Annotated in this window: 29 protein-coding genes, 1 tRNA gene and 1 pseudogene; 21 read left to right on the top strand and 10 right to left on the bottom strand. The window is 55.8% G+C overall.

Annotated elements, in window-relative coordinates; all coding sequences use genetic code 11:
• Nucleotides 1-54 precede the first annotated feature (54 nt).
• The 4 genes from rpoE to CKW26_RS15310 all read left to right on the top strand — a co-directional run bounded on the left by rpoE (nucleotide 55) and on the right by CKW26_RS15310 (nucleotide 3,872).
• The gene (gene rpoE, locus CKW26_RS15295; RefSeq protein ID WP_093425570.1) at nucleotides 55-636 is read left to right on the top strand and encodes an RNA polymerase sigma factor RpoE; all 582 of its coding nucleotides are present in this window, start codon (nucleotides 55-57) and stop codon (nucleotides 634-636) included.
• A gap of 30 nt (nucleotides 637-666) precedes the next feature.
• Entirely contained in the window at nucleotides 667-1,254 is a 588-nt protein-coding gene (locus tag CKW26_RS15300) for a sigma-E factor negative regulatory protein (RefSeq protein ID WP_007911408.1), read from the top strand.
• An 8-nt stretch (nucleotides 1,255-1,262) separates the two neighbouring features.
• On the top strand, nucleotides 1,263-2,228 hold the full coding sequence (locus CKW26_RS15305; RefSeq protein WP_093438329.1) for a MucB/RseB C-terminal domain-containing protein: 966 nt from the start codon (nucleotides 1,263-1,265) through the stop codon (nucleotides 2,226-2,228).
• A 210-nt stretch (nucleotides 2,229-2,438) separates the two neighbouring features.
• On the top strand, nucleotides 2,439-3,872 hold the full coding sequence (locus tag CKW26_RS15310; RefSeq protein WP_034153148.1) for a DegQ family serine endoprotease: 1,434 nt from the start codon (nucleotides 2,439-2,441) through the stop codon (nucleotides 3,870-3,872).
• Between the two features lie 82 nt (nucleotides 3,873-3,954).
• Here the strand turns inward: CKW26_RS15310 and CKW26_RS15315 are convergent, their stop codons facing one another.
• Nucleotides 3,955-5,388 (bottom strand): M48 family metalloprotease, encoded by a 1,434-nt coding sequence (locus CKW26_RS15315; protein WP_034153149.1) that lies wholly within the window; start codon nucleotides 5,386-5,388, stop codon nucleotides 3,955-3,957.
• Nucleotides 5,389-5,486: 98 nt separating this feature from the next.
• Between CKW26_RS15315 and CKW26_RS15320 the strand changes: the two genes are divergently transcribed.
• Nucleotides 5,487-5,726, top strand: a complete 240-nt coding sequence (locus CKW26_RS15320; protein ID WP_007911399.1) for a sulfurtransferase TusA family protein — start codon at nucleotides 5,487-5,489, stop codon at nucleotides 5,724-5,726.
• A 31-nt stretch (nucleotides 5,727-5,757) separates the two neighbouring features.
• Complete coding sequence (locus tag CKW26_RS15325) at nucleotides 5,758-6,828, top strand: AI-2E family transporter (RefSeq protein WP_095049219.1); 1,071 nt, start codon at nucleotides 5,758-5,760, stop codon at nucleotides 6,826-6,828.
• A 134-nt stretch (nucleotides 6,829-6,962) separates the two neighbouring features.
• On the opposite strand, the gene CKW26_RS15330 is transcribed toward CKW26_RS15325, so the two are convergent.
• Together CKW26_RS15330 and CKW26_RS15335 are read right to left on the bottom strand one after the other, a co-directional pair.
• On the bottom strand, nucleotides 6,963-7,436 hold the full coding sequence (locus CKW26_RS15330; RefSeq protein WP_038358361.1) for a peroxiredoxin: 474 nt from the start codon (nucleotides 7,434-7,436) through the stop codon (nucleotides 6,963-6,965).
• 10 nt (nucleotides 7,437-7,446) lie between these two features.
• Complete coding sequence (locus CKW26_RS15335) at nucleotides 7,447-8,007, bottom strand: glycine cleavage system protein R (RefSeq protein WP_034153153.1); 561 nt, start codon at nucleotides 8,005-8,007, stop codon at nucleotides 7,447-7,449.
• 330 nt (nucleotides 8,008-8,337) lie between these two features.
• On the opposite strand from CKW26_RS15335, the gene dapA reads away from it, so the two are divergent.
• The 6 genes from dapA to CKW26_RS15370 all read left to right on the top strand — a co-directional run bounded on the left by dapA (nucleotide 8,338) and on the right by CKW26_RS15370 (nucleotide 12,980).
• Nucleotides 8,338-9,216, top strand: a complete 879-nt coding sequence (gene dapA, locus CKW26_RS15345) for a 4-hydroxy-tetrahydrodipicolinate synthase (RefSeq protein ID WP_095049220.1) — start codon at nucleotides 8,338-8,340, stop codon at nucleotides 9,214-9,216.
• A gap of 17 nt (nucleotides 9,217-9,233) precedes the next feature.
• Complete coding sequence (gene bamC / locus CKW26_RS15350; protein WP_093438304.1) at nucleotides 9,234-10,349, top strand: outer membrane protein assembly factor BamC; 1,116 nt, start codon at nucleotides 9,234-9,236, stop codon at nucleotides 10,347-10,349.
• 6 nt (nucleotides 10,350-10,355) lie between these two features.
• A complete protein-coding gene (locus CKW26_RS15355) occupies nucleotides 10,356-11,117 on the top strand; it encodes an MBL fold metallo-hydrolase (protein WP_095049221.1) in 762 nt (253 codons plus the stop codon).
• Nucleotides 11,118-11,145: 28 nt separating this feature from the next.
• Nucleotides 11,146-11,859 carry a phosphoribosylaminoimidazolesuccinocarboxamide synthase gene (gene purC, locus CKW26_RS15360; protein WP_007911389.1) on the top strand — a complete coding sequence of 238 codons (714 nt, stop codon included), beginning with the start codon at nucleotides 11,146-11,148 and terminating at the stop codon, nucleotides 11,857-11,859.
• An 83-nt stretch (nucleotides 11,860-11,942) separates the two neighbouring features.
• Nucleotides 11,943-12,032: transfer RNA gene (locus CKW26_RS15365), tRNA-Ser, on the top strand.
• 201 nt (nucleotides 12,033-12,233) lie between these two features.
• Nucleotides 12,234-12,980 carry a hypothetical protein gene (locus CKW26_RS15370; RefSeq protein WP_095049222.1) on the top strand — a complete coding sequence of 249 codons (747 nt, stop codon included), beginning with the start codon at nucleotides 12,234-12,236 and terminating at the stop codon, nucleotides 12,978-12,980.
• Between the two features lie 32 nt (nucleotides 12,981-13,012).
• Here the strand turns inward: CKW26_RS15370 and CKW26_RS15375 are convergent, their stop codons facing one another.
• From CKW26_RS15375 to CKW26_RS15395, 5 genes are read right to left on the bottom strand one after another with little or no spacing between them, the layout of a single operon-like run.
• Complete coding sequence (locus CKW26_RS15375) at nucleotides 13,013-14,233, bottom strand: Arm DNA-binding domain-containing protein (RefSeq protein ID WP_095049223.1); 1,221 nt, start codon at nucleotides 14,231-14,233, stop codon at nucleotides 13,013-13,015.
• Nucleotides 14,230-14,445: an excisionase family protein gene (gene xisR, locus CKW26_RS15380; RefSeq protein WP_095049224.1), complete on the bottom strand. Its 216-nt coding sequence runs from the start codon at nucleotides 14,443-14,445 to the stop codon at nucleotides 14,230-14,232. The genes CKW26_RS15375 and xisR overlap by 4 nt, the downstream gene beginning before the upstream one ends.
• Nucleotides 14,442-14,945, bottom strand: coding sequence for a hypothetical protein (locus tag CKW26_RS30065; protein WP_177409257.1), 504 nt, complete (start codon nucleotides 14,943-14,945; stop codon nucleotides 14,442-14,444). Before CKW26_RS30065 ends, xisR begins: the two co-directional genes overlap by 4 nt.
• Entirely contained in the window at nucleotides 14,942-15,484 is a 543-nt protein-coding gene (locus CKW26_RS15390) for a phosphohydrolase (RefSeq protein ID WP_095049225.1), read from the bottom strand. The genes CKW26_RS30065 and CKW26_RS15390 overlap by 4 nt, the downstream gene beginning before the upstream one ends.
• Entirely contained in the window at nucleotides 15,481-15,900 is a 420-nt protein-coding gene (locus CKW26_RS15395) for a hypothetical protein (RefSeq protein ID WP_095049226.1), read from the bottom strand. The genes CKW26_RS15390 and CKW26_RS15395 overlap by 4 nt, the downstream gene beginning before the upstream one ends.
• 125 nt (nucleotides 15,901-16,025) lie before the next feature.
• On the opposite strand from CKW26_RS15395, the pseudogene CKW26_RS15400 reads away from it, so the two are divergent.
• From CKW26_RS15400 to CKW26_RS15425, 6 genes and pseudogenes are all read left to right on the top strand, one after another.
• Nucleotides 16,026-16,727: pseudogene (locus tag CKW26_RS15400) on the top strand (phage tail protein); the annotation flags it as partial.
• On the top strand, nucleotides 16,702-16,908 hold the full coding sequence (locus CKW26_RS15405) for a tail protein X (protein WP_095049228.1): 207 nt from the start codon (nucleotides 16,702-16,704) through the stop codon (nucleotides 16,906-16,908). The pseudogene CKW26_RS15400 and the gene CKW26_RS15405, both read left to right, overlap by 26 nt.
• An 88-nt stretch (nucleotides 16,909-16,996) precedes the next feature.
• Complete coding sequence (locus tag CKW26_RS15410) at nucleotides 16,997-17,320, top strand: hypothetical protein (RefSeq protein WP_095049229.1); 324 nt, start codon at nucleotides 16,997-16,999, stop codon at nucleotides 17,318-17,320.
• Nucleotides 17,321-17,394: 74 nt separating this feature from the next.
• Nucleotides 17,395-18,444: a phage late control D family protein gene (locus tag CKW26_RS15415; protein WP_095049230.1), complete on the top strand. Its 1,050-nt coding sequence runs from the start codon at nucleotides 17,395-17,397 to the stop codon at nucleotides 18,442-18,444.
• A gap of 330 nt (nucleotides 18,445-18,774) precedes the next feature.
• A complete protein-coding gene (locus CKW26_RS15420; protein WP_095049231.1) occupies nucleotides 18,775-19,338 on the top strand; it encodes a glycoside hydrolase family 19 protein in 564 nt (187 codons plus the stop codon).
• Entirely contained in the window at nucleotides 19,320-19,880 is a 561-nt protein-coding gene (locus tag CKW26_RS15425; protein WP_095049232.1) for a lysis system i-spanin subunit Rz, read from the top strand. The genes CKW26_RS15420 and CKW26_RS15425 overlap by 19 nt, the downstream gene beginning before the upstream one ends.
• A 31-nt stretch (nucleotides 19,881-19,911) precedes the next feature.
• Here the strand turns inward: CKW26_RS15425 and CKW26_RS15430 are convergent, their stop codons facing one another.
• Nucleotides 19,912-20,088 carry a DUF3606 domain-containing protein gene (locus CKW26_RS15430; RefSeq protein ID WP_095049233.1) on the bottom strand — a complete coding sequence of 59 codons (177 nt, stop codon included), beginning with the start codon at nucleotides 20,086-20,088 and terminating at the stop codon, nucleotides 19,912-19,914.
• Between the two features lie 288 nt (nucleotides 20,089-20,376).
• Here CKW26_RS15430 and CKW26_RS15435 point away from each other — a divergent pair, with 288 nt between their 5' ends.
• The 3 genes from CKW26_RS15435 (at nucleotide 20,377) to CKW26_RS15445 (ending at nucleotide 22,859) form a co-directional block, all read left to right on the top strand.
• Nucleotides 20,377-21,171, top strand: coding sequence for a DNA adenine methylase (locus CKW26_RS15435; RefSeq protein ID WP_095049234.1), 795 nt, complete (start codon nucleotides 20,377-20,379; stop codon nucleotides 21,169-21,171).
• 237 nt (nucleotides 21,172-21,408) lie between these two features.
• Complete coding sequence (locus CKW26_RS15440) at nucleotides 21,409-22,323, top strand: hypothetical protein (RefSeq protein WP_095049235.1); 915 nt, start codon at nucleotides 21,409-21,411, stop codon at nucleotides 22,321-22,323.
• Nucleotides 22,299-22,859, top strand: a complete 561-nt coding sequence (locus CKW26_RS15445; protein WP_095049236.1) for an AAA family ATPase — start codon at nucleotides 22,299-22,301, stop codon at nucleotides 22,857-22,859. The genes CKW26_RS15440 and CKW26_RS15445 overlap by 25 nt, the downstream gene beginning before the upstream one ends.
• Here CKW26_RS15445 and CKW26_RS15450 read toward each other — a convergent pair.
• The gene (locus tag CKW26_RS15450) at nucleotides 22,856-23,596 is read right to left on the bottom strand and encodes a methyltransferase domain-containing protein (protein WP_095049237.1); all 741 of its coding nucleotides are present in this window, start codon (nucleotides 23,594-23,596) and stop codon (nucleotides 22,856-22,858) included. The genes CKW26_RS15445 and CKW26_RS15450 overlap by 4 nt on opposite strands.
• Nucleotides 23,597-23,599 lie beyond the last annotated feature (3 nt).

Consider the following 23,599-nt stretch of genomic DNA (forward strand, 5'->3'; position numbering starts at 1 on the left):
CAAGTCTGGTCGTTTAGTTATGCAAGTCTCCTTCGGGCTTATCGAGGAGTGTTCATGCTAACCCAGGAAGAGGATCAGCAGCTGGTCGAGCGCGTTCAACGCGGCGACAAGCGAGCTTTCGATCTGTTGGTGCTGAAGTATCAGCACAAGATTCTCGGGTTGATCGTGCGTTTCGTGCACGACACCCATGAAGCCCAGGACGTGGCTCAGGAAGCCTTTATCAAGGCATATCGAGCGCTTGGAAACTTTCGCGGCGACAGTGCGTTTTATACGTGGCTGTACCGTATTGCCATTAACACGGCAAAGAATTACCTGGTTTCACGCGGCCGCCGGCCGCCGGATAGCGATGTAAGTTCCGAAGATGCAGAGTTCTACGATGGCGATCATGGCCTCAAGGATCTCGAGTCACCAGAACGTGTACTGCTGCGGGATGAGATCGAAGGCACTGTCCATCGAACCATTCAGCAACTGCCAGAGGATTTGCGTACGGCGTTAACTTTACGTGAATTCGATGGTCTGAGTTACGAGGACATTGCGAGCGTCATGCAATGTCCGGTGGGTACCGTGCGCTCCCGGATTTTCCGCGCCCGGGAGGCCATCGATAAAGCCCTGCAGCCGTTGTTGCAGGAAAACTGAGACAGCGGCGACAGCCAAGAGAGGAACGCCATGAGTCGTGAAGCCCTGCAGGAATCGCTGTCCGCAGTGATGGATAACGAAGCGGACGAACTGGAATTGCGTCGGGTGCTCAACGCACTGGACGACGTAGAAACCCGTGAGACCTGGGCTCGTTACCAGATCGCTCGGGCAGCCATGCACAAGGATCTGCTGCTGCCACGTCTGGATATCGCTGCGGCAGTGTCTGCTGCACTGGAAGACGAAACGGCTCCGGCCAAAGTATCTCGCAGCCCATGGCGCAATCTTGGCCGTCTGGCTGTTGCAGCCTCGGTGACTGTTGCCGTTCTGGCCGGTGTTCGCCTGTACAATCAGGACGAAATCGCTGGTGTTGAGCTGGCTCAGCAATCCAATCAGCCAACCTTGGCCACCCCACAGGTCAAAGGTCCGGCTGTTCTGGCAGGCTATAGTGAAAGTTCGGAAGCCACTGGCCCTATGGCCAACGGCGTACTGCAAGGTCAGCCAGGCTGGCATGATCAGCGTCTGCCAGGCTACCTGCGTCAGCACGCACAACAGGCCGCACTGAAAGGCACTGAAAGCGCGTTGCCATACGCACGTGCAGCAAGTCTGGAAAACCGTTAAGGAGGATCATGCGCGCCATACCTCTACTTTCGCTTCTGCTCAGTGGCTGGTTCATAGTTCCAGCCCACGCTGATGAGGCCCAGGACTGGTTGACCCGTCTGGGCCAGGCCGAGCAGCAGCAAAGCTTTCACGGCACTTTCGTATACGAGCGTAACGGTAGCTTTTCTACCCATAACATCTGGCATCGCGTCCAGAATGGCCAGGTTCGCGAGCGTTTACTCCAGCTCGACGGTTCGGCGCAGGAAGTCGTGCGCATTGATGGACACACTCAATGCGTCAGCGGCACCCTGATTGCCGGTCTGGGGGATTCCCCCAACTCAGCCGCTCGTCCTCTCGATCCGCAAAAGCTGAAAAACTGGTATGACCTTGCCGTCATCGGCAAATCGCGCGTGGCTGGGCGAGACGCAGTGATTGTATCGCTGACGCCTCGCGATCAGCATCGTTACGGTTTTGAATTGCATCTGGACAAGAAAACGGGTTTGCCGCTGAAGTCGTTGCTGCTGAACGACAAGGGGCAGTTGCTCGAACGCTTCCAGTTCACCAGTCTCGATACTGACGAAGTCCCGTCGGACAAAGATTTGCAGGCTGATGCTGACTGTAAAGCGATAACGCTCGACAGCGACAAGGCTTCCGCGGTCAAGACCGCTCAGGTCTGGCATTCGGACTGGCTGCCGCCGGGTTTTGAACTGACCAGCAGCACCTCGCACAAGGACCCGGAAACCAAGACTCAGGTCAACAGTTTGCTGTACGACGACGGCTTGGCACGTTTTTCGGTTTTCCTTGAGCCTTTGAACGGCGCAACCGTCACTGACACTCGCACGCAACTGGGTCCAACCGTTGCCGTTTCCCGTCGCCTGACAACGCCTGAAGGCGAGATGATGGTCACTGTGGTTGGTGAGATTCCAATTGGCACTGCCGAACGAATTGCTCTGTCGATGCGAAATACCGATGGCACTGCAACCAGTAAGCAGTGAGCTGATTTCAGTCATTACCACGTCTTCATCGAGACGTAGATGAAATGTTTGCTGAGCATTTTCATTTGCAAATACCCCGAAAATTTTTTATAGGTCAGAGCCTCACGGCTCTGGCCTTGTTTGTTGTTCCCGGAACAAAAATGCCGGTCGGTGGTTTCCGGCGTTCCTTGCTCCATATCGCTTAACCCTGCTCGTCGTAACGGGAGCTGTATGTCGATACCAAGTTTGAAATCCTATCTCTCCATTTTCGCCACTGTGCTGTTGCTCGGTCAGGCGGTGCCTGCGGCGCAAGCGGCCGATCTGCCTGACTTCACCCAATTGGTCGAACAAGCTTCGCCAGCCGTGGTGAACATCAGTACCACGCAGAAACTGCCGGATCGCAAAGTGAACCAGCAGATGCCTGATCTGGAAGGCTTGCCGCCGATGCTGCGCGAGTTCTTCGAACGTGGCATGCCGCCTCAGCAGCGTTCGCCGGGCGGTGGTGGTCGTCAGCGTGAAGCGCAGTCGCTGGGTTCGGGCTTCATTATCTCCCCGGATGGCTACATCCTGACCAATAACCACGTAATCGCCGATGCCGACGAGATCCTCGTCCGCCTCGCCGACCGCAGTGAAATGAAAGCCAAGCTGATCGGCACCGATCCACGCTCCGACGTGGCCTTGCTGAAAATCGAAGGCAAGGACCTGCCGGTGCTCAAACTCGGCAAATCCCAGGACTTGAAAGCCGGTCAGTGGGTCGTGGCAATCGGTTCGCCGTTTGGCTTCGACCATACCGTGACTCAAGGCATCGTCAGTGCCGTGGGTCGTAGCCTGCCGAACGAAAACTATGTGCCGTTCATTCAGACCGACGTGCCGATCAACCCAGGCAACTCCGGTGGTCCGCTGTTCAACCTGAACGGTGAAGTGGTCGGCATCAACTCGCAGATCTACACCCGTTCGGGTGGTTTCATGGGCGTGTCGTTCGCGATCCCGATCGACGTGGCGATGGATGTGTCCAATCAGCTGAAGAGCGGTGGCAAAGTCAGCCGCGGCTGGCTGGGCGTGGTCATCCAGGAAGTGAATAAGGATCTGGCCGAGTCGTTCGGCCTGGATAAACCGGCCGGCGCGCTGGTTGCCCAGATTCAGGATGACGGCCCGGCAGCCAAAGGTGGCCTGCAAGTTGGCGACGTGATCCTGAGCATGAATGGTCAGCCGATCGTCATGTCAGCTGATCTGCCGCATCTGGTCGGCGCACTGAAAGCTGGCGCCAAAGCCAATCTGGAAGTGATTCGTGAAGGCAAGCGCAAGAATGTCGAGCTGACGGTTGGCGCGATCCCTGATGAAGACAAAGAGCTGGATGCGCTACCGAAGTCCGGTACTGAAAGCACCAGCAACCGCCTCGGTGTGTCGGTGGGCGAGCTGACCGCCGAGCAGAAGAAAACCTACGACCTCAAAGGTGGTGTGGTGATCAAGGAAGTGCAGGACGGTCCTGCGGCGCTGATTGGTCTGCAGCCAGGTGACGTGATCACGCACCTGAACAACCAGGCCATCGGCTCCACCAAGGAGTTCGGCGAGATCGCCAAGGCTCTGCCGAAGAACCGTTCGGTGTCGATGCGCGTTCTGCGTCAAGGTCGTGCCAGCTTCATCACCTTCAAACTGGCTGAATAATCCAGCGCTAAGGTAAAAAAGAAACCGCCTCGAAAGAGGCGGTTTTTTTATGCCTGAAGCTTTTGTCTGGACGGCAGGAGGCTTAGCCCATCATGTCCTTGACCATCCGCTCTTGTTCCATCAGCTCACGCTGGCGGGCATCGATGCGTGAAGACAGCGGGAAGTTGCTGCCAGCCTTGCGCTTGGCAAAATCGAGTTGCTGGATCGCCTGGCGATAATCGCCAACCAGCGCGAAATACTCGGCCCGCGCCTGGTGCAGGCCAATGATGTTCCCCGACAAGCCACGGGTTTCGGCGACCTGATACCAGACATCCGGATCATCCGGGCGGGATTTGAGTAATGCTTCCAGCGCCTTCTCGGCATCCGGCGCGCGATTCTGTTTCAGCAGCAGATCCACTCGAACCTGATTCAGCGGATAGTTGCCCGGATATTGTGTAAGCATCCGGTCCACACGGGACTGTGCATCCGGCAAACGATTATTGGTGATGTCCAGATCGACTTGGGCAAGGTTGTAGATGATTTCGTTCGGCGACGTCGCCAGCAATTGCTTGAGATTCTCGCGCGCTTCATTCAACTGGCCACCCTTGATCTGCGCAATCGCCAGACCGTAGCGCGCCACATCGTTCTTCGGGTTTTCATCCAGCTGCGCACGGAAACGCTTGGCGCCCAGACCCGGGGTTTCTTCGTAGATCAACTGCACGCGCGCGCGGATCAATTGATAGCGCTTGGAGTCTTCAATGCCGCCCGGTTTGGCTTGTTCGGCGCGGTTGCGGGTGTCGGCAATACGCGATTCGGTCACCGGGTGAGTCAGCAGGAATTCCGGTGGCTTGGCGTCGAAACGGTATTGACGCATCAGGCGTTCGAACATGGTCGGCATTGAGCGCGGGTCATACCCGGCTTTTTCCAGATTGAGGATGCCGATGCGGTCGGCTTCCTGTTCGTTCTGCCGGGAGAAGGTGCGTTGCGACTGAATCGCCGCTGCCTGCGTACCGGCGATGGTCGCAATACCGGCGTCACCGCCACCGGCTGCGGCAATGACGATCCCGGCCAGCAGCGCGGCCATCATCGGTACCTGCATTCGTTGCGATGCCTCGACGCCGCGCGCGAAGTGGCGTTGTGACAAGTGCGCCAGTTCGTGCGCCAGTACCGATGCGTATTCACCCTCGGTCTGCGCATTGAGGAACAAGCCACCATTGACCCCGACCACGCCACCCGGCGCCGCGAAGGCGTTGAGCTGCGGGCTGTTGATTAGAATGAATTCAAGGCGTCGGTCAGTGACTTGACTGGTCTCCACCAGCTTATAGACGCTGGATTCGACGTAGTCCTTGAGCTGCGGATCGTTGAGCTGTGAAACCTGGCTGCGCAACATCGCCAGCCAGGCGCGGCCAAGCTGGTATTCCTGTTGCGGCGAGACAATGGCAGAACTGGCGTCGCCAAGTGACGGCAGATCGTCGGCAAAGCCTGGTGAGGCGAGCAGGCAAGCGAGCGTCAGCAGGGTAGGGCGCAGAAAAGTCATGCACAAAGCCTTAGAAGACAAAGACCTTACTGTAGCCGGACACCGATGCTGCGACCAGATATTCTAGGCTGCTCGAAGACCTGAACCGGAGTGACGCAATGACTGACGCTGTAGCCCATGACGTGGAACTGGACGCCAGTGGCCTGAATTGTCCGTTGCCGTTGCTCAAGGCGAAAATGGAGCTGAACAAGCTTCAGAGTGGCGCCGTCCTCAAGGTGATCGCCACTGATGCGGGCTCGCAACGCGACTTTCGCACCTTTGCCAAATTGGCCGGTCATACGCTGCTGCGCGAAGAAGACGAAGCAGGTGTCTACCGTTACTGGTTGAAAAAGGCCTGAAATCGACAGCGTTACAATCTAAGGATTATTGATGTTCAAAGTGTTACGCGACTGGATTCAGCGCTATTTCTCCGATGAGGAAGCGGTGGTGCTGGCGGTGCTGCTGTTTCTCGCCTTCACGGCCGTGCTCACCCTCGGCGGCATGCTTGCGCCGGTATTGGCGGGGATGGTGCTGGCGTATCTCATGCAGGGCCTGGTGGTCACGCTCGAGCGTCTGCGCGTGCCGGGTGGTGTGGCGGTAGGATTGGTGTTCGCGCTGTTCATGGGCGTGCTGATGCTGTTTATCCTCGTGGTGTTGCCGCTGCTCTGGCATCAGTTGATCACCCTGTTCAATGAGTTGCCGGGCATGCTCGCCAAATGGCAGTCGCTGCTGTTGCTGCTGCCGGAACGCTATCCGCACCTGGTGTCCGATGAGCAAGTGTTGCAGGCGATCGAGGCGGCGCGTGGCGAGATCGGCAAGTTCGGCCAGTGGGCTCTGACATTCTCTCTGTCGAGTTTGCCGCTGCTGGTGAACATCATGATCTATCTGGTACTGGTGCCGATTCTGGTGTTCTTCTTCCTCAAGGACCGGGCCATGATCGGCGAATGGGTGCGTGGCTACTTGCCGCGTGAGCGCGCGCTGATCACTCGGGTTGCGCAGGAGATGAACCGGCAGATTGCCAACTACATTCGCGGCAAGGTCATCGAAATCGTGATTTGTGGCGGCGTGACCTACATCGCGTTTGCCGCCCTCGGACTCAACTATGCGGCGCTGCTGGCGTTGCTGGTCGGTGTGTCGGTGGTGGTGCCGTATGTCGGTGCCGTGGTGGTGACCGTGCCGGTGCTGCTGATTGCGCTGTTCCAGTGGGGCTGGAGCGATCAGTTCATTTATCTGATGGCGGTCTACGGGATCATTCAGACACTGGATGGCAATGTGCTGGTGCCGCTGCTGTTCTCGGAGGCGGTCAATTTGCACCCGGTGGCAATCATCTGTGCAGTGCTGTTGTTTGGCGGGTTGTGGGGATTCTGGGGGGTGTTCTTTGCGATCCCGCTGGCGACCCTATTCAAGGCAGTGCTGGATGCGTGGCCGCGCAAGGAGCCGGTGGTGGCGCCGCTGCTGTAGCGGTTGATCCAGATTGTTCGGTGCGGCTTAAGGCCTCATCGCCGGCAAGCCAGCTCCCACAGGGTTTCGGTGCACACAAAACCTGTGGGAGCTGGCTTGCCAGCGATGGCGTCAGAGAAGACGCCAGAGAAACATCAGGCCTTGTTCAAATTCTGCGCAGCTGCCAAAACAGCATCCACATGCCCCGGCACTTTCACACCACGCCATTCCTGACGCAGCACACCGTCCTTATCAATAAGGAACGTGCTGCGATCAACGCCCAGGTATTCCTTGCCGTACAGCTTCTTCAGCTTGATCACGTCGAACAATTGGCAGACGGCTTCGTCCTTGTCGCTGATCAGCTCAAAGGGAAACTCCTGCTTGCACTTGAAGTTCTCGTGGGACTTCAGGCTGTCACGGGAGATACCGAAAATCTCGGTATTGGCGGCCTTGAAGGCGGCGTACTGATCACGAAAGCCCTGGCCTTCTGTGGTGCAACCCGGGGTGCTGTCCTTCGGATAGAAATAGATCACCACTTGTTTGCCCTTTAGGGCAGACAGGCTGACAGTCTGCCCGCTGGTGGCAGGTGCTTCGAAATCGGCAACCGGTTGGTCGATGACAACAGCCATGAAAGCTTCCTTACATTGGGTTCTGTGGGCGCCAAGGCTCGATCAGTGCGTCCAGGTTCATCGCGTCGGAGAAGTCGAGAAACTGGTCGCGCAGCCAGCTGATCTGGGTGCCGGCGGGCAGGGTCACGGTAAATGTGGCGTTGAGCATGGTGCCGCCGGTCTGCGGCGCCTGATACGTGTCGCAGGTCAGGTTTTCCAGTTCGACGTTGTGATCCATGAAGAACTGGCACAGCTCATTGATGATGTCCGGGCGATATGCCGAGCTGACATACGCCACATACGGCAGGGCCTGCGGACGATTTTCCAGCGGCGCGCTGCGCACCACGTTGGCGGTAAAGGCGTGTTTCTTGGCCAGACCCGGCAAGCTGCCTTCCAGGCGGGCGAGGGCATCCCAACTGCCGGAGACCTCGAGGACCAAAGCGCTGCACTCGCCGTGGCGAGTCAGGCGTGAAGTAACCACGGCGCAGCGATTTTCATGGCTGGCGCGGCACAGGACGTTAGTCAGCTCCATGGGGTTGGCGCCGAGGGCACTGATGACAAGGAATTGTTCGCGAACTGTGGGGGTGGACATGCAGCATTCCTAAAGCGATGAGCGGTCGGTAGGTTTACGGGCGTTGGCCACCGGGGAGTGCCTGTTCTGGCTGTCCGTACAAAGAGGCCCGGCAAGCGCTCGCGGCTCGCTCCACTATAGCGGGAGCGCGTCGATGCGACGCAGGAACGGGGTCTGGGAGGCCGTAAAGGGAGGCTGGAACCCGGCGTACAAGCTGATCAGTACCGATCAAAGTCTGAAGGGTAGCGAAAAGCGGCGCCAAGGGGAATGGCGGCAGCGCAGTACTTCGCTTGTGCAAGCATCTTGGCGCCAGTACCATTACCGCTCTCTTTTTCCGGCAGGAGCGGTTTCATGATTGCGGGCAGTATGGTGGCACTGGTCACTCCCATGGATGCACAAGGGCGTCTTGACTGGGACAGCCTCAGCAAACTCGTGGACTTCCATCTCAAGAACGGCACCCATGCCATTGTCGCGGTCGGTACTACCGGCGAGTCGGCAACCCTTGATGTAGAAGAACACATCGCCGTCATCAAAGCCGTGGTCAAACAGGTTGCCGGGCGCATTCCGGTCATCGCCGGCACTGGCGCCAACTCGACCCGCGAAGCTGTCGAGCTGACCCGCAACGCCAAGGAAGCCGGGGCCGATGCCTGCCTGCTGGTGGTTCCGTACTACAACAAGCCGACTCAGGAAGGTCTGTACCAGCACTTCAAGCACATCGCTGAAGCGGTCGACATTCCGCAGATTCTCTACAACGTTCCTGGCCGCACGTCTTGCGACATGCAAGCCGAGACCGTGATTCGCCTGTCCACCGTGCCGAACATCATCGGTATCAAGGAAGCCACTGGCGACCTGAAACGCGCCAAAGCGATTATCGATGGTGTGAACAAGGATTTCATCGTGCTGTCCGGCGATGATCCGACCGCCGTTGAGCTGATCCTGCTGGGTGGCAAAGGCAACATCTCTGTAACCGCCAACGTCGCGCCACGCGAAATGGCCGATCTGTGCGAGGCCGCGCTCAAGGGCGACGCCGACACCGCACGGGCGATCAACGAAAAACTGATGCCACTGCACAAAGACCTGTTCATCGAAGCCAACCCGATTCCGGTGAAGTGGGCTTTGGTGGAAATGGGCCTGATGCATCAAGGCATCCGCCTGCCACTGACCTGGCTGAGCACACCTTGTCACGAAACGCTCCGCTTGGCCCTGCGCCAGTGCAGCGTCCTGGTTTAATTGAGGAAGTACAACGCATGAAGCGAATGGCCGGACTTTCCGCACTTGCCTTGATTATCTCCAGCACCAGCGGCTGCGGATGGGTCTGGGGGCCGGAAGGTTATTTCCGCGACCGTGGTAGCGATTACCTGCAAGCGCAACAGACTGCACCAATGCAACTGCCACCGGAAGTCAGCACTTCCAAGCGTCTGGATCCGCTGTTGCCGATCCCGCGTAACGTTGCTGATGACACCGAGAAGGGCGAATACATTGTGCCGCGTCCTCAGCCGCTGTCGGCCGTTGCCGATGCCAGCGATTACTCGCTGCAGAAGAGCGGTGACTCCCGCTGGGTCGTGGCCCAGCACCCACCGGCCGAAGTCTGGCCAGTGGCGGTGCAGTTCTTCCAGGACAACGGTTTCCGTCTGGATGAACAGCGCCCGCAGACCGGCGAGTTCACCACCACCTGGCAGCATTCCGACGAACTGTCCGCGGCCATGGCCAAGCGCCTGAGCGCAGCCGGCATCGCCAGCGACAGCGAAACCCGCGTGCGTGTGCGGATCGAGCCGGGCGTGCAGCGCAACACCAGTGAAATCTACGTGGTCAGCGCCGAGCGTCCAGCCGGCAGCACGGCCGATGTGGCCTTCACCAACCGTTCGGTCAACACTGGCCTGGACGCAGCGCTGGTCGACGACATGCTCGCGAGCATGAGCCGGATCTCCGAGAAGGGCGGTTCGGTGTCGATGCTGGCCTCGCGTGATTTCGATACGCCAAGCCGTGTCAGCCTCAGCGAAGATGGCAGCGGCAACCCGGTGTTGAACGTCGGTAACGATCTGGACCGTGCCTGGTCGAGCGTTGGCCGTGCACTGGAACAAGGCGAATGGCGCGTTGAAGACATCAACCGTAGCCTGGGCCTGTACTACATCAACCTGGCCGAAAAAGCCGAGAAGAAAGACGACAAGCCTGGTTTCTTCAGCAGCCTGTTCGGCAGTGCGCCGAGCAAGGAAGAAGTTGAAGCCCGTGCCGAGCGTTATCAGGTTCGCCTGAGCAAGGTTGGCGAGAACATTCAGGTGACCGTCGAGAAAAACATCAACACCGTCGCGCCGGCTGAAGTGGCACGCAAAGTGTTGAGCGTGATTCAGGACAACCTGGGCTGATCAACCATGCGTTTTGCCGTTCTCGGCAGCGGTAGCCAAGGGAACGGCACGCTGATCGCCAGTGCTGATACGTATGTGCTGGTGGATTGTGGTTTTTCCCTGCGGGAAACCGAAAAACGCCTGTTGCGCCTGGGTGTGACCCCGGCGCAACTGAGCGCGATACTCGTAACCCACGAACATGCCGACCACGTGCATGGCGTGGGTTTACTGTCTCGGCGCTACAATCTACCGGTCTACCTCAGTCGCGGCACACTGCGCGGGATGCGCAAACCGATTGAACCCGCAGGCTTTCTGGCCGGCGGCGAGCAACTGCAGATCGGTGCACTGAGCATCGGGGTCATTGCCGTGGCCCATGATGCGCAGGAACCGACCCAGTACGTCTTCAGTGATCACCAGCAGCGGCGCTTCGGCCTGCTGACCGACCTGGGTTCCTACTGCGAGCGGGTGCTGGATGGTTATCGGGACCTCGATGCGTTGATGATCGAGTCCAACCACTGTCGCGATATGCTGGCCCGTGGTCATTACCCGTACTTTCTCAAGCAGCGGGTGGGCGGCGAGCTGGGACATTTGAACAACCATCAGGCGGCATTCCTGGTGTCCGAGTTGGGCTGGCAGGGCTTGCAACACCTGGTCCTGGCCCATCTGAGCAGCAAGAACAACCTGCCGCAGTTGGCCCGGCAATGTTTTGTCGACACCCTCGGGTGCGACCCGGACTGGCTGCAACTGGCCGATCAAGATTCAGGGCTCGACTGGCGCCACATCGCCTAGCCCACCTACTTAGCAAGCGGAGCCCATCATGGAAAAACGTGAAGAACTCTACCGCGGCAAAGCCAAATCGGTTTACAAGACCGACGACGCTGACCGCTTGATCCTGCTGTTTCGCAACGACACCTCGGCGTTCGACGGCAAGCGTATCGAGCAGCTCGACCGCAAAGGCATGGTCAACAACAAGTTCAATGCCTTCATCATGCAGAAACTCGAAGCGGCCGGCGTACCGACCCAATTCGACAAACTGCTGGCCGACAATGAAGTCCTGGTGAAGAAACTCGACATGATCCCGGTCGAGTGCGTCGTGCGTAACTACGCTGCCGGTAGTCTGGTCAAGCGTCTGGGCGTCGAAGAGGGCCTGAAGCTCAATCCTTACACCTTCGAACTGTTCCTGAAGGACGACGCCAAGGGCGACCCGTTCATCAACGAATCCCACGTCGTGGCATTCGGTTGGGGCACCGCCGAGCAACTGGTGCGCATGAAAGAACTGTCGCTCAAGGTCAACGAAGTCCTGACCAAGCTGTTCGACGACGCTGGCCTGCTGCTGGTCGACTTCAAGCTTGAGTTCGGCGTGTTCAGCGACGGCTCCATCGTCCTCGGTGACGAGTTCAGCCCGGACGGCTGCCGTCTGTGGGACAAGGACACCAAGAAGAAGATGGACAAAGACCGCTTCCGTCAGGGCCTCGGTGACGTTATCGAAGCCTACGAAGAAGTCGCCAATCGTCTGGGTGTACCGCTTTAATCGACGCAAGCATCTGATAGCACGAAGAAAATTTCGAAAGAGGGTTTGCTTTCGGTAAAAGTGTTGTTATGATGCGCGCCGTTGGAGAGATGCCAGAGTGGCCGAATGGGACGGATTCGAAATCCGTTGTACCTTCACCGGTACCTAGGGTTCGAATCCCTATCTCTCCGCCATTATTGAACAAGACGAAGCCCCCGTAATCATTGATGATTCCGGGGGCTTTTTCGTTTTTGGAATTTTGTTTAGGGCATTTTTAGGGCAAAAAATGACATCGTGAGGACGCTCTGGGCCAGTGTTGGCTACGGCCAGTGGTTGGTGCTTACACTAATGGCGAGGGCGCACGCGATACTTTGCGGCGTATCGAGGGATTAGGTATGTGGGTTTGGCAGGAAGCACGAGAGCGTTGGTTATTGGCAGCTGTAGTGACGGTGTTCGCGTTACTTTGCCTAGTAAACACAAGGTTGCCTTTGTGGCAAATTTTGGAAGGTGGAGCTATTGCCGCTTTTCTCTGCGCAGACGCAACTATGAACGTCACCAGCGATCTGCTCGTCGGACTCATATCTGCATATGTGTTTTATGTGATCATTGAGCTGTTGCCGAGTCACCGCAAAAAGGTTGAAACCTTGCGGGTTTTGAATTTGCTGATCGCGTCTGTAGTCGAGGCATACGATAAGGCAAGCATGTTTGCTCATGAGCGATCTCTGAACTCACTCGATCCAATGATCCTCAAGCGTTCGAAGCTGAAATCTACTCTTGATAGTCTTAAAGAAGGATCTGATTTCGTTCGACTCAAGTTTGCACTGCAGACTGGACACTCTCGGTACCCGGATTTTCAACATGCTCTCAGCCTTGCTGTGGGGTTATCCCCGCAGCATGCTCTGAACTGGTTTGTGCTGACGGATAAGATCAGGCTGCTTGCCGATGAGTACGGCGCGCAGCCTGTGGATGCAAATGGGGACTACGCGACTCAGATCACATCGAACATTCAAGATGTGACTGCGTATTTTGCACATCGAAAACAAATGGAGCTCTATATGGGGGCACTTTTGTTGAGAGTCACTGAGTTTTTTGAGGCGGCATTGACATGGATGGAGTACCAAAATTTCGAGGCGGATGATTGATAAAAATATGCAAGTTATTGTTTTTCAAAATCTCACTCATCAACCCTAAACCCAAGCATTTTTGAAACAATGCCCGCCATGCTTTTGGTGTCTTTTGGTATCCATCTACCATAATGCTTTCGCACCATTGTTGTGTCGGCATGTCCGAGCTGTCTGGCGACCCATTCGACAGGCACATAGCTTGAGAGCATTTGGCTGGCAAATGTGTGGCGGCATTGGTTTGCGCCTCGGTGACGCACATCGGCTTTTTTCAAATGCGCGGTGAACCAATTGCTCAGTGTCTTACCGCTCCAAAGCAAACCACTAGTCGAGCTGCGAAAAAGGAATCTTACTTTCATCCGCTTCGATGTGATGTTGTCACGCTGGATGATGGTGATCTCTTCCGAAACCGCGTCTTTGGCTGCTGCAACGATCTCTCGCATCAGTTCAATTGCTGGGTCTATTAACTCGACGACCCTTACCCTGGAGCGTTCTTTCGGGACTTTGAACTCGCCCACCACCAACGCGCGTCGGACATGCACCAGGCCGGCCAGAAGATCGATGTCCTCAACAGCGAGTGCAATGAGTTCGGATAGCGATAGTCCAGCCCAGCAGTTGAACTCAATCATCCTAGTATCAGGTCGTCGCGCCGGATCCGTTTTGCCGATCAAATCAATCTCCGTGCGACTGAAAGGGTCAGCATGCTCGAGGTCGACATCTGAGCCGACGTTGCTGATTCGGTCCAGTGGGTTGGCTTTCAAGATGCCGTCGCCGAAGGCGTCAGCCCAGACGCCTCGGACGACGGTGAAGATGTCGTTTACTGTCTTTGGGGATAGGCCTTGCTTCAGCAGTTGTGCTTGAAACAGCTCTATATCGCTCTTGCTGATGTCCACGATTCTGCGTTTGCCAAATTTGTTTTCGACGTGCTTGGCCTTGCTAACGTAATTAACAACGGTACTTGATGCTTTGAGTGCGCGCTGAACCTCCAGCCATCGGTCGATACCTTCCTTCACCGTGCGCTTCAGAGATGGTCCGCCAGTTCCGGTGAACATTGCTGCCCTGGGAGAGTTAGGGAAGTGGGCCGCATAGTCAAAGCGGCCCTCTTTAATCTCTGCGAGGATTGTGCGGCGTTTGTTGTCGGCATAGGCAATCGCAGCTTTGTTAACCTTCGAGATCCCCTCAAGTGGTTCCCGGCATCGCTGGCCATTGAAGATGAACCAGATGCGCAGCTGTTTGCCGTTCATCTCGACACCTGTGGGCATCTTGTCACTCATGGTTGACCTGCCATCCACTTTTCAATTGCTTGCTTGTTGTAAACCAGCACATTGGCGGGGTCGGTTCGGTAGTGCTTGCCCTCCAGCCAAAGCCCGCGAGAACGATACTTGCGGACAGCTTCCGTGCTGAGTCCGAACACTGGATAAAGCAGGTCTTGGCGGAACCAAGCGCCTGGTGTTATTTGAAAATCAATTTTCTCTGCGGCGCTCATACCTCGGTCTCCTGTTGCTGACCTACGAGTGCTGCATGCTTCCACGCTCTGCGTTTCCAAGCAGCGAAGCCCGCCCGGTAAGCGTAATGCTCACGAGCGAACGAATCGGATGTCTTCGCACCGTGTGCGGTGATGTACGTCTCGCGCTGTGCGCAGTACTGCAGGCCTTCGGGCACGGGGAACTCATTTTCGAACTCGGTGCGCTCGTCGATCAGCACCTCGTTGACGGCCGCCTGTGAGGGACTTTTGGGGTTGAAGTTAGCTTGCGTATACCCTACAACAGGCTGCGCGGGCGGGCGGCTATGAGCGTTTCGCGTTGCATCGGGTGCGGCTGCCTCGCGCAGCTTTTTGTGGGGGGTAGGCACCTCGGCTGCACTGCAGGAAGGAGCAGTAATGCCTGCTGCAACGCAGCAAAGACTGTTTTTTAGAGGCGTGTCGATCCCGCTGGTACTGCGGAGCAACGCGGTTTGGGACTGGTTGCCGGTCTGAGAATGAGTCATGTCGCTTTCCTGCGAAGTTCGATAGAGAGTTGATCCATCAAGCGCTGGTGGTACGTAAGCCTGGCTTCGGTAGGTGACCATGGGCGGATGGTTTCTGTCGTGGGCTCTATACCGATCAGGCAATCCCAGGTGGCCGGATTGGGTGGCATGAGGTCGCGACGCTCGGTAGCTAGAGCAATCAAGTCGGCATGGCGGACGGAGGCCGGAAGATCAGATGCGAGGTTGAATCGGGTGCATATGCGTTCCCATATCCAATTCTCTACATCCTGATATGCGTGCATCCATTGCTTCAGGGGGCTCACCATATCGCCGACGTAGGCTTCAGTCGCGTCGTGAAGGAGCGCGGCTAGTTTGTCCTGCTCGGGTACGAGATCTGCGACCAGACAGCTATGTTGCGCCACGCTATAGAACTCGCGGGTGTGGCCGTTGAAACGACACAGATTGGCCAGCGAGTGGGTGATGTCTCGCGGGTCGATCAGATCTGCGTCAGGCTCATGTAGGTCGAACCATTTGCTGGTGAAGGTTAGGATCTCGCTCATGCTGGGCTCCCCTGCGTTGTTGGTCCTAGCAGAACGGCCATGGCGAGCACTTGATCACGCAATGCGCGAGTGTCGCGCTCCAGCTTTTTGCCGGTACGGAACGCGTTGTAGATCTCCGCGGCAATCCGGAGTTTCTCAGCGATATTCAATAGCAAATGACGTTCTATTTCGCCGGATGCCGACACTTTCTGGAGGCGGCTGCTGAACTGCACCAAATGAATGTGATCAGCCTTATTGAAGTTGAGAGACGCTTTCAGTTCGCAGATGGTCTTGGCGCTTTCAGCGCGTTGGATCTCGTCGCCTTCTTTATTGCCAAGTGTCTTGCCGTCGGTGTGGCCCATTTTGTAACTGGCCCAGACGAGGAGGGCGGCGAAGGCGATCAGGGCGATGAGCGCGCAGATCTGAATTGCAGTCATGTGGTGTGCTCCTGGTGATGTCATTGGCTGGTGGTGGCAGCCATTCGGTTTTTGGTTGTTACTCGTTGGTGTCGTCCTGCTGTCGCTGCATGTCTTCGTCGGCCTTGTAGGCGCGGATGTCGATCATCCCCATCGTGGGGCCAGCGGTTGGGGCCAAGCTGCAGCGCGTGATGCGCAGCGTCAATGCGGCTCAAGCCAAGGTCGGTCAGGTCGTGGCCACCTACAACAAGGCCACTCGCGCCGTGTCACAGATCGATGAACGCATGGGTGAACTCAAGGAGCAGGCGGCACGTGCCTCCACCGCGATCAACAAGATCGCCGGCAAGGTCAGTCCGTCACTGGCCAACATCGTGCCGACCGGTTCGCTGGCCGGCGACGCTACGCCGTTACCGGAAGCGGTCCAGCCGTTCCCGCACTTGCTGATCGTGCAGCCGCTCGATCCCAACGCACAGCCGTACTACTTCAATCTGGACACAGCAGCCTTTGATGAGCTGCGGCGCTCGACGGAGTTCCGCTGGGCGTCGCAGGAACGCCTGACCCGCCGGCCGGCGCAACAAGCGGTGGGCATCGGGGAGGAAAAAATCACTTTGAAAGGAGCGATCTTCCCGGGCTTCAAAGGAGGCCTCAAACAACTGGATACCCTGCGCAGTCTCGGTTCCCAGCTGAAACCGCTGACACTCACCACCGGTTATGGTGACGTGCTGGGCACCTGGTGCCTGAAGAACGTTGAAGAAGAACAGAGCGCGCTGCTGCAGGGTGGGATCCCACGCAAGCAGGCATTTACTTTGGAGTTCGCGCGTTATGGCGATGACATGCAGAACGTCTGACGGAGATCTGCTCGATACCCTGTGTTATCACGCCTATGGGCATCTGGAAGGCACTGTCGAGGCGGTGCTTGATGCCAATCAGGGGCTGGCCGATGAGCCTCAACCTTACCGCGCCGGCATCGTGATTGAGCTGCCGGATCTGCCGGCACCCAGCAATGGCGACGTGATGTTGTGGGGCTGAAGCGTGCTTACCTTCAGTGGTGGCAGTTTGCCGTAGATTTCAAGCCTCGATAGACTTTCCCTTTTTTGGAAGGTACGAGAGACCCCTTATGGAAAGATCAACAGCGTTAAGGAAAGTAAAACGGAGCCTTTGGGGGGAATTCAATTACCGATTGAACTGGATAATTTTCGGCACCATCGGTGCCATTCTCCTGTGCTTCATTCCCGTATTGGGCTGGCTGCTGGCCTTGGGATTGGTATTGGCAATCCTCTATAAAACCTTTGGATTCCGGGAAACCTTCCTTCAGGGCAACTGCCCGGCCTGCACTAAAACGCTTCCTGTAGACCCCAAGGCAGATGTCTTTGCTTGCCCGGTGTGCGGTAGCTGTATGGCTGTGCGAGAAGACAGTCTCGTCCTCATCAAAATCGACTGACCGGCGATACCTATCGCTTGCAGCATGCAATCAACTCAGCCCGCCTAGTGCGGGCTTTTTTATGGACGGAGCAAATGACCCCAGCCTTTCGCGTCGTGGCAGATGGCGCCGACATCACGGCACTGATCAATGACCGACTGCTGCAGCTGAAAACAACTGACAAGCCTGGCATGGAGTCCGATGAGTTCGAGCTGCGCATCGATGACCGCGACGGCGCGGTGGTGCTGCCTCCACGCGGAGCCAGCATCGAGATCTTCCTTGGTTACGTCGAAACGTCGCTGACCCGCATCGGCCGTTATGTCGTCGACGAGATTGAGCTGTCCGGTCCACCGGATACGCTGGTGATCACCGGAAAAGCCAGTGACATGCGTGGCAGCGGCAAGACCACCCGCAGTGGCAGCTGGGAGAACGTTCCACTGTCGCAGATCGTAGCCGACGTCGCCGCACGCAATGGATGGCAACCGGTGTGTCCGATGCAAACCAAAGTGCCTCGCGCGGATCAACTCAGCGAATCGGATTTCAATTTCATCACCCGCCTGGCTAAGCAGTACGACTGCACGGCCAAGGTCGCCGACGGCAAGCTGCTGGTGTTGCCGCGCCAAGCCGGGCAGAGCGCCTCGGGCAAGAGCTTTGGCGTTGTATTGATCCAGCGGCGCGACGTAAGTCGCTTCCAGTTTCGCCTCGGAGATCGCAACACGCACAAAGCGGTATCGACCAAGCACCAAGACAAGAAAACCGGAAAGCTCGCGGTCGTCACTCTCGACAACGACGAATCACCGGACGGCTTGCCGCCTGTGCATACCGACCGCCACATCTACCCGAACAAGTCTGCAGCTGAAGAAGCGGCCAAGGCGCGGCTGGCTGCCTTCAACCGGTCCACGGCCGGTGTTCGACTGGAAATGCCAGGGCGCACCGATCTGTTCGCCGAGCGGTCGATCAATGCCCAAGGTTTCAAAGTCGGCCTTGATGGCGAATACCTGGTCGACTCGGTGGAACAAGTGTTCGTACAGTCCGGCTGGAGCACGACGGTCGAGTGCAACGGTGGCAAAAAAGGCAAGGCGAAGGCCAAAGGCAAGAAGAAAAAAGCGGTGAAGGATCTGAAGGTCGTTCAGCTCAAGCAGTAGCGAAGCGTCCCTGCTCGTATGGAAGTTGAACCCACTTCGAGTAATTACATCGTGTTCGATGGCATGGAGTTTGGCTTTTCGTTAGCGTCTCTGAAACCCACCAGAAAGGTAGCTTGTGATGCTTGGAAGACTGTACCTAACGTTGTATTTCGTGCCGATGCTCGCATTTGCAGCAGCAGCGTTGCCGCCATTCGTTGAGAAGAGGAATGCTGACTTAGAATGCGCGCATGAAATGATGCGCCACCCTACCACCTCGAAATGTACCCTTTGATCGAAAGGTCAATTAACTGAGAAGCCCGCGTAAAGCGGGCTTTTTCATTTGGAGCATTTATGCAGATAACGACGCAGCAGATTCAAACCATCATGCCCAACGCCCGCCGCCAAGCGGGCGTTTTTGTTTCCGCCCTCAACGCAGCTATGGCGCATCGACAGATCAACACACCGAAACGCCAAGCCGCATTCTTGGCTCAAGTCGGTCACGAGTCTGGTCAACTGCAGTACGTGCGCGAGCTGGGCGGCGATCAATACCTGAGCAAATACGACACGGGTACGTTGGCCGCAAAACTGGGCAACACCCCGGCGGCGGATGGCGATGGCCAGCGCTATCGCGGTCGCGGACTGATTCAGGTCACCGGCCATGACAACTACCTGCGCTGCAGCCTAGCGCTGTTCGCCGATGAGCGGTTGCTACGCACTCCGGAGCTGCTGGAGCTGCCGCAATGGGCTGCTGAGTCAGCCGCGTGGTTCTGGTCGGTGAATGGGTTAAACACGCTTGCGGATCAAAACGAATTCAACGCGATCACCCGCAGAATCAACGGCGGTTTAAATGGCCTGCAGGATCGGCTCGAATTGTGGGAGCGGGCGAGGGCGGTGTTATGCGATTCGGCGACTTAATGCCAGCGCCTTACCGGCTGATGGTCAAACCGGTGCTACTGATCGCCCTGGCCGGCACATCCGCAGCAATCACTTGGCAGGTGCAGGACTGGCGCTACGGTAGTCGCCTCAGCGAGCAGTCCCGGCTGCACACCGAAACCCTCAACCAACTGAATCTGGCCACGGCCGCGCAACAGCGTGCGGAACAGGACAAACGCCTCGCGCTCGAGCAGCGCCTGGCATCCAGCGAAAAAACCCATTACCGAGCCTTGAGCGATGCCCAACGTGATCAAGGTCGCCTGCGCGACCGCCTTGCCACTGCTGATCTGCGCCTGTCAGTCCTACTCAAAGCCACCGCCGATACCGGCAACGGATCGGTGTCAGCCACCACCGCCACCGGCGGCGTGGTTCATGGCCCCACAAGAGCCGAACTTGACCCGGCGCATGCTCAACGAATTATCGGCATCACCGACGACGGCGACCGAGGGCTGATCGCCCTCGCGGCCTGTCAGGCTTACATAAGAGAGGTTTCTCGAAGCATCAGTACGGGAGGGCGGCAATGAAAAACGCCCCTCAAACGGGGCGTTCCTGCGCTTACTTTTTGAAATGTTTTTTCACATCATCTGCCTGCACGCCGACTTTCGCCACGGCGTCTTTGAGCTGTTGCGGAGTCACGCCGAGTTTTTCTGACCAGTCGCGTAGTTCGTGCGCCTGGTTGACGTTGATCTTATCTCGGTCTGATTTTCCGGTTTTGCTGAGATCGTCAGGCATGTCGCTACTCCATTTAGTCGTTTTGATCCGACGGGTTATGGCTTCCATTAAGCCGGGCACCCTATAGCTAAGCAGAGCATTACACATCGTCAATTATTTGATACCGAACCAGCCGCTTGGCTGAGTTCGAGAATTTGAAAAAGAGCGGCCGAGTCGGATGCGTCAACATCCGGAACGACCGCCGCACCTGCAGATTGTCCCTGCAAGTCCAGCCGAGGCTCTTGCTCCGTGCACAAAGCGCGGCGAGCCTAGCACCTGTTTATCCATACAGTAAAGGTCTTGCTTTCAATGTCTACACCCATCATCCCTTGGATGGGCGGCAAACGCCGCCTGGCCGATCGCCTCATTCCGCTTTTTCCGCCACACGAATGCTACGTCGAAGTCTTTGCCGGCGGTGCCGCGCTGTACTTCATGAAGCCCCAGCCATCACCGGTCGAAGTCCTCAATGACATCAACGGCGACTTGGTCACGCTTTACCGCGTCGTGCAGAACCACCTCGAAGAGTTCGTGCGCCAGTTCAAATGGGCGCTCAGTTCGCGACAGGTGTTCGAATGGCAGAAGATGACCCGCCCTGAAACCCTCACCGACATCCAGCGCGCAGCCCGATTCTTCTACCTGCAGCACCACGCCTTTGCCGGCAAGGTCTCCGGTCAGACATTCGGCACGGCGACCACCGCACCGGCCATCAACCTGCTACGCATCGAGGAAAACCTCTCGGCAGCGTGGCAGCGCCTGTCCGGCACCTACGTCGAAAATCTTCCCTGGCTTGAATGCGCTGAACGCTACGACCGTGCCCACACGTTTCATTACATGGATCCGCCTTACTGGCAGACCGCTGGTTATGGAGTCGACTTCCCGTTCGAGAACTACGAACGTATGGCTGACTTCATGCGTCGCTGCAAGGGCAAAGTGATGGTCAGCATCAATGACCACCCGGACATCCGCCGTGTTTTCGAAGACTTCCACTTCGAGACACTGGGCATCCGCTACAGCAGCACCAATCAGCGGCAAGGGATAACTGAGATCAGTCAAGAACTGGTGATCATGAATTGGGATCCGGTATCCTCTGGCGGATTATTTTAGAAGGCATAACCAGAATGGTAGGGCAAGCACCGTGCGTGACCGGCAACCAGTGAATACGGTGCCTGCGGGCTGATCGCGTTCGCAAAGAAGATCGGTATCCGGTAGTGTTAGAGAAGCATTGCCTACCATCGGGGTCGTATTGGATGCATGAGTTTCGATGGAAACACTGTGTGGCGGCACGTTACATTAGCCAGCCAAAGCTATTTGTCTATTTCAAGATAATTCAAAGGAATGTCTATGAGCAACTCGGCTCAAAGCGGTAATGCAAACGTAAATAATGGTACAAGTCAGAATGAACTTAGGCGAACATTTATTGCAATGTTGTTTGCCCTGGTCGCAGCGACAATAGCTCAGCAAATAGCTGAGCTATTGTTTGTAATCACCGGTGGTTGGGATATGGCATCTAGTCCATCGAAGATGTGGGAGAATTTACTTTCCGGCAATGGGCTGCTTTTTGCATCGCTTACGCACTCTTTTCTGGCGTTGCTTATGGTATCCATGAGCTGGGTTATGTGGTCTAAGTCTCAAGCTGCTGGCCATAAGACTGAAATTGCACATATTTTTTCAAAGGAGTTTGTACTCTTATTAATCGAAGTATTTCTTGTTGTCCTGTATTTTGCTATTGCCAAAACAATGGAACAAAATTTTACGGAGTATATGAAAGATAAGCAAATTTCTACATATGTTGGAGTGGCGTCTGCTCGTCCCGAAGCACTCCAGATGATGTGGGTATTTTCCGTCTTCTTTGTCTGGGACGTGATTGTAGATGTTATCTATAGTCCACGTACTCCCCATCCTGTTCTTATTCGCGAAAGGTTTTACTCTTTCATTCAAGGGCTTTTGACATACTGCTCTATCTCATTGCTCTGTGTTTTCGCCGCTTGGATGGTTAGCCGAGCCGCGCCATCTGCCGGTACACCATACGAAGCACTATGGGGCGATATATCGCTAATTGCTCTTCTTTTGTTTTTCGCATTGGGCAAACAACTCGAATACTTCGCGATCAAGCTTTTCCCAGGCGAAGATACCCGGAAAAATACTAAGCGTGACCATCCGCCTTCAACTAAGGCAGCGGTGATGATGGTTTTCCTTTCTACTGTTTATGTTTATTCGATGATGGTGTTGATATGGCCGCCGAGCTTCCTCAAATAATTGGCTTAGTAGGGCCCATTAGAGCCGGTAAAACAACGGTTACAAAATATTTGGTTGAGAAGTACGGGTATGTCGCCGCTTCCAACTCTGACGTGCTTAGGGAAATATTAGACGGTATGGGAATACCTTCTAATCGAGAAAACTTGGGAAGGTTGGGTAACTCGATCTTCAAAGTTTTGGGGAACGATATTATCGCTAAGTACCGTCTCGATAACCTTCACTTGGGGCGTATAGTGGTCGATGGTATTCGCTATCCAGAGGAGATAAAGCGGTTCTCTGAAGTACCGAGTTTCAAACTTTTGGCTGTCACGGCAGATCCGAATGTGCGTTTTGATAGAACGCTCAGAGACCGGACAGAATTTAAAGATGTGGGTATTTCTCGTGAAGCGTTTGATGGTTTAGTACTGTCGAGAAGTGAACTAGATGTTCCTGAGCTTGTGTCAAGAGCGGATGAGGTGATTATAAATGAAAGAGATTTTGAGAGTCTAAAACAAAGGATTGATCAGACTCTGAAAAAGTGGGGCTCTGACTCCTAAGTAAGGCCTAGAAGTTGTTTTAAAGTGTTTGCGCAGGACTCCATCTGCGCATCGCTTTTGCCAAGTATCCAATACTCGTGATTTAGACATAAACCACTTGCGTCATGGATTCTGAGTATCTTAAAACCGCAATCTTGAATGTCTGAAGCGAGCTTGTCTCTGGCAGCGATGCTGCGCCGATATACGTTTGCAACAATGACTCCTGTTGATTTTAAGGTTCTGCTAAGTTCGGTTAGTTGAACTTTGTAAAATGGAAAGTGCAGTACAAATACGGCAATCACCATTTCGAAATAGCCTTCTTCATAAGGAAGAGTGCATGCAGTGTCAGAGAAAATATAGCAGTCAAGATCGTTGCTAGAATGGGATTTGACTACTATCTCATCTGCATCCGAAAGGACGTAATGCATTCCCGGCGCAGCATTGACTTTAAATACGGGGTTTTTGCCTGCGCCGATTTCTAGAAGGCTGGAAGGAGCAATTTTAATAGCCAGCGATTCAAATAAAGAACGGACTTTACCATTCGCGGGGCTTATCAACTCAGGGAATTGGGCGCGAGCGCGGCATAGGTTGCTGACTTCTATTGGCTTCAGCTCGTCGAGCTGCTCAGTATGAGTATAGAAGTAATCCATGAACCTGAAATATTTGGTGCCTTTATATATTGTCTCACTTGGCCCTTTCTCATTTTTTTTATATTTGAGAACGCCAGGTTCGATCATCTCAAAATCTTCTTCGTTCATACT

Origin of the sequence: Pseudomonas sp. Irchel s3h9 (assembly GCF_900187475.1) — a bacterium.
GTDB lineage: Bacteria > Pseudomonadota > Gammaproteobacteria > Pseudomonadales > Pseudomonadaceae > Aquipseudomonas > Aquipseudomonas neuropathica.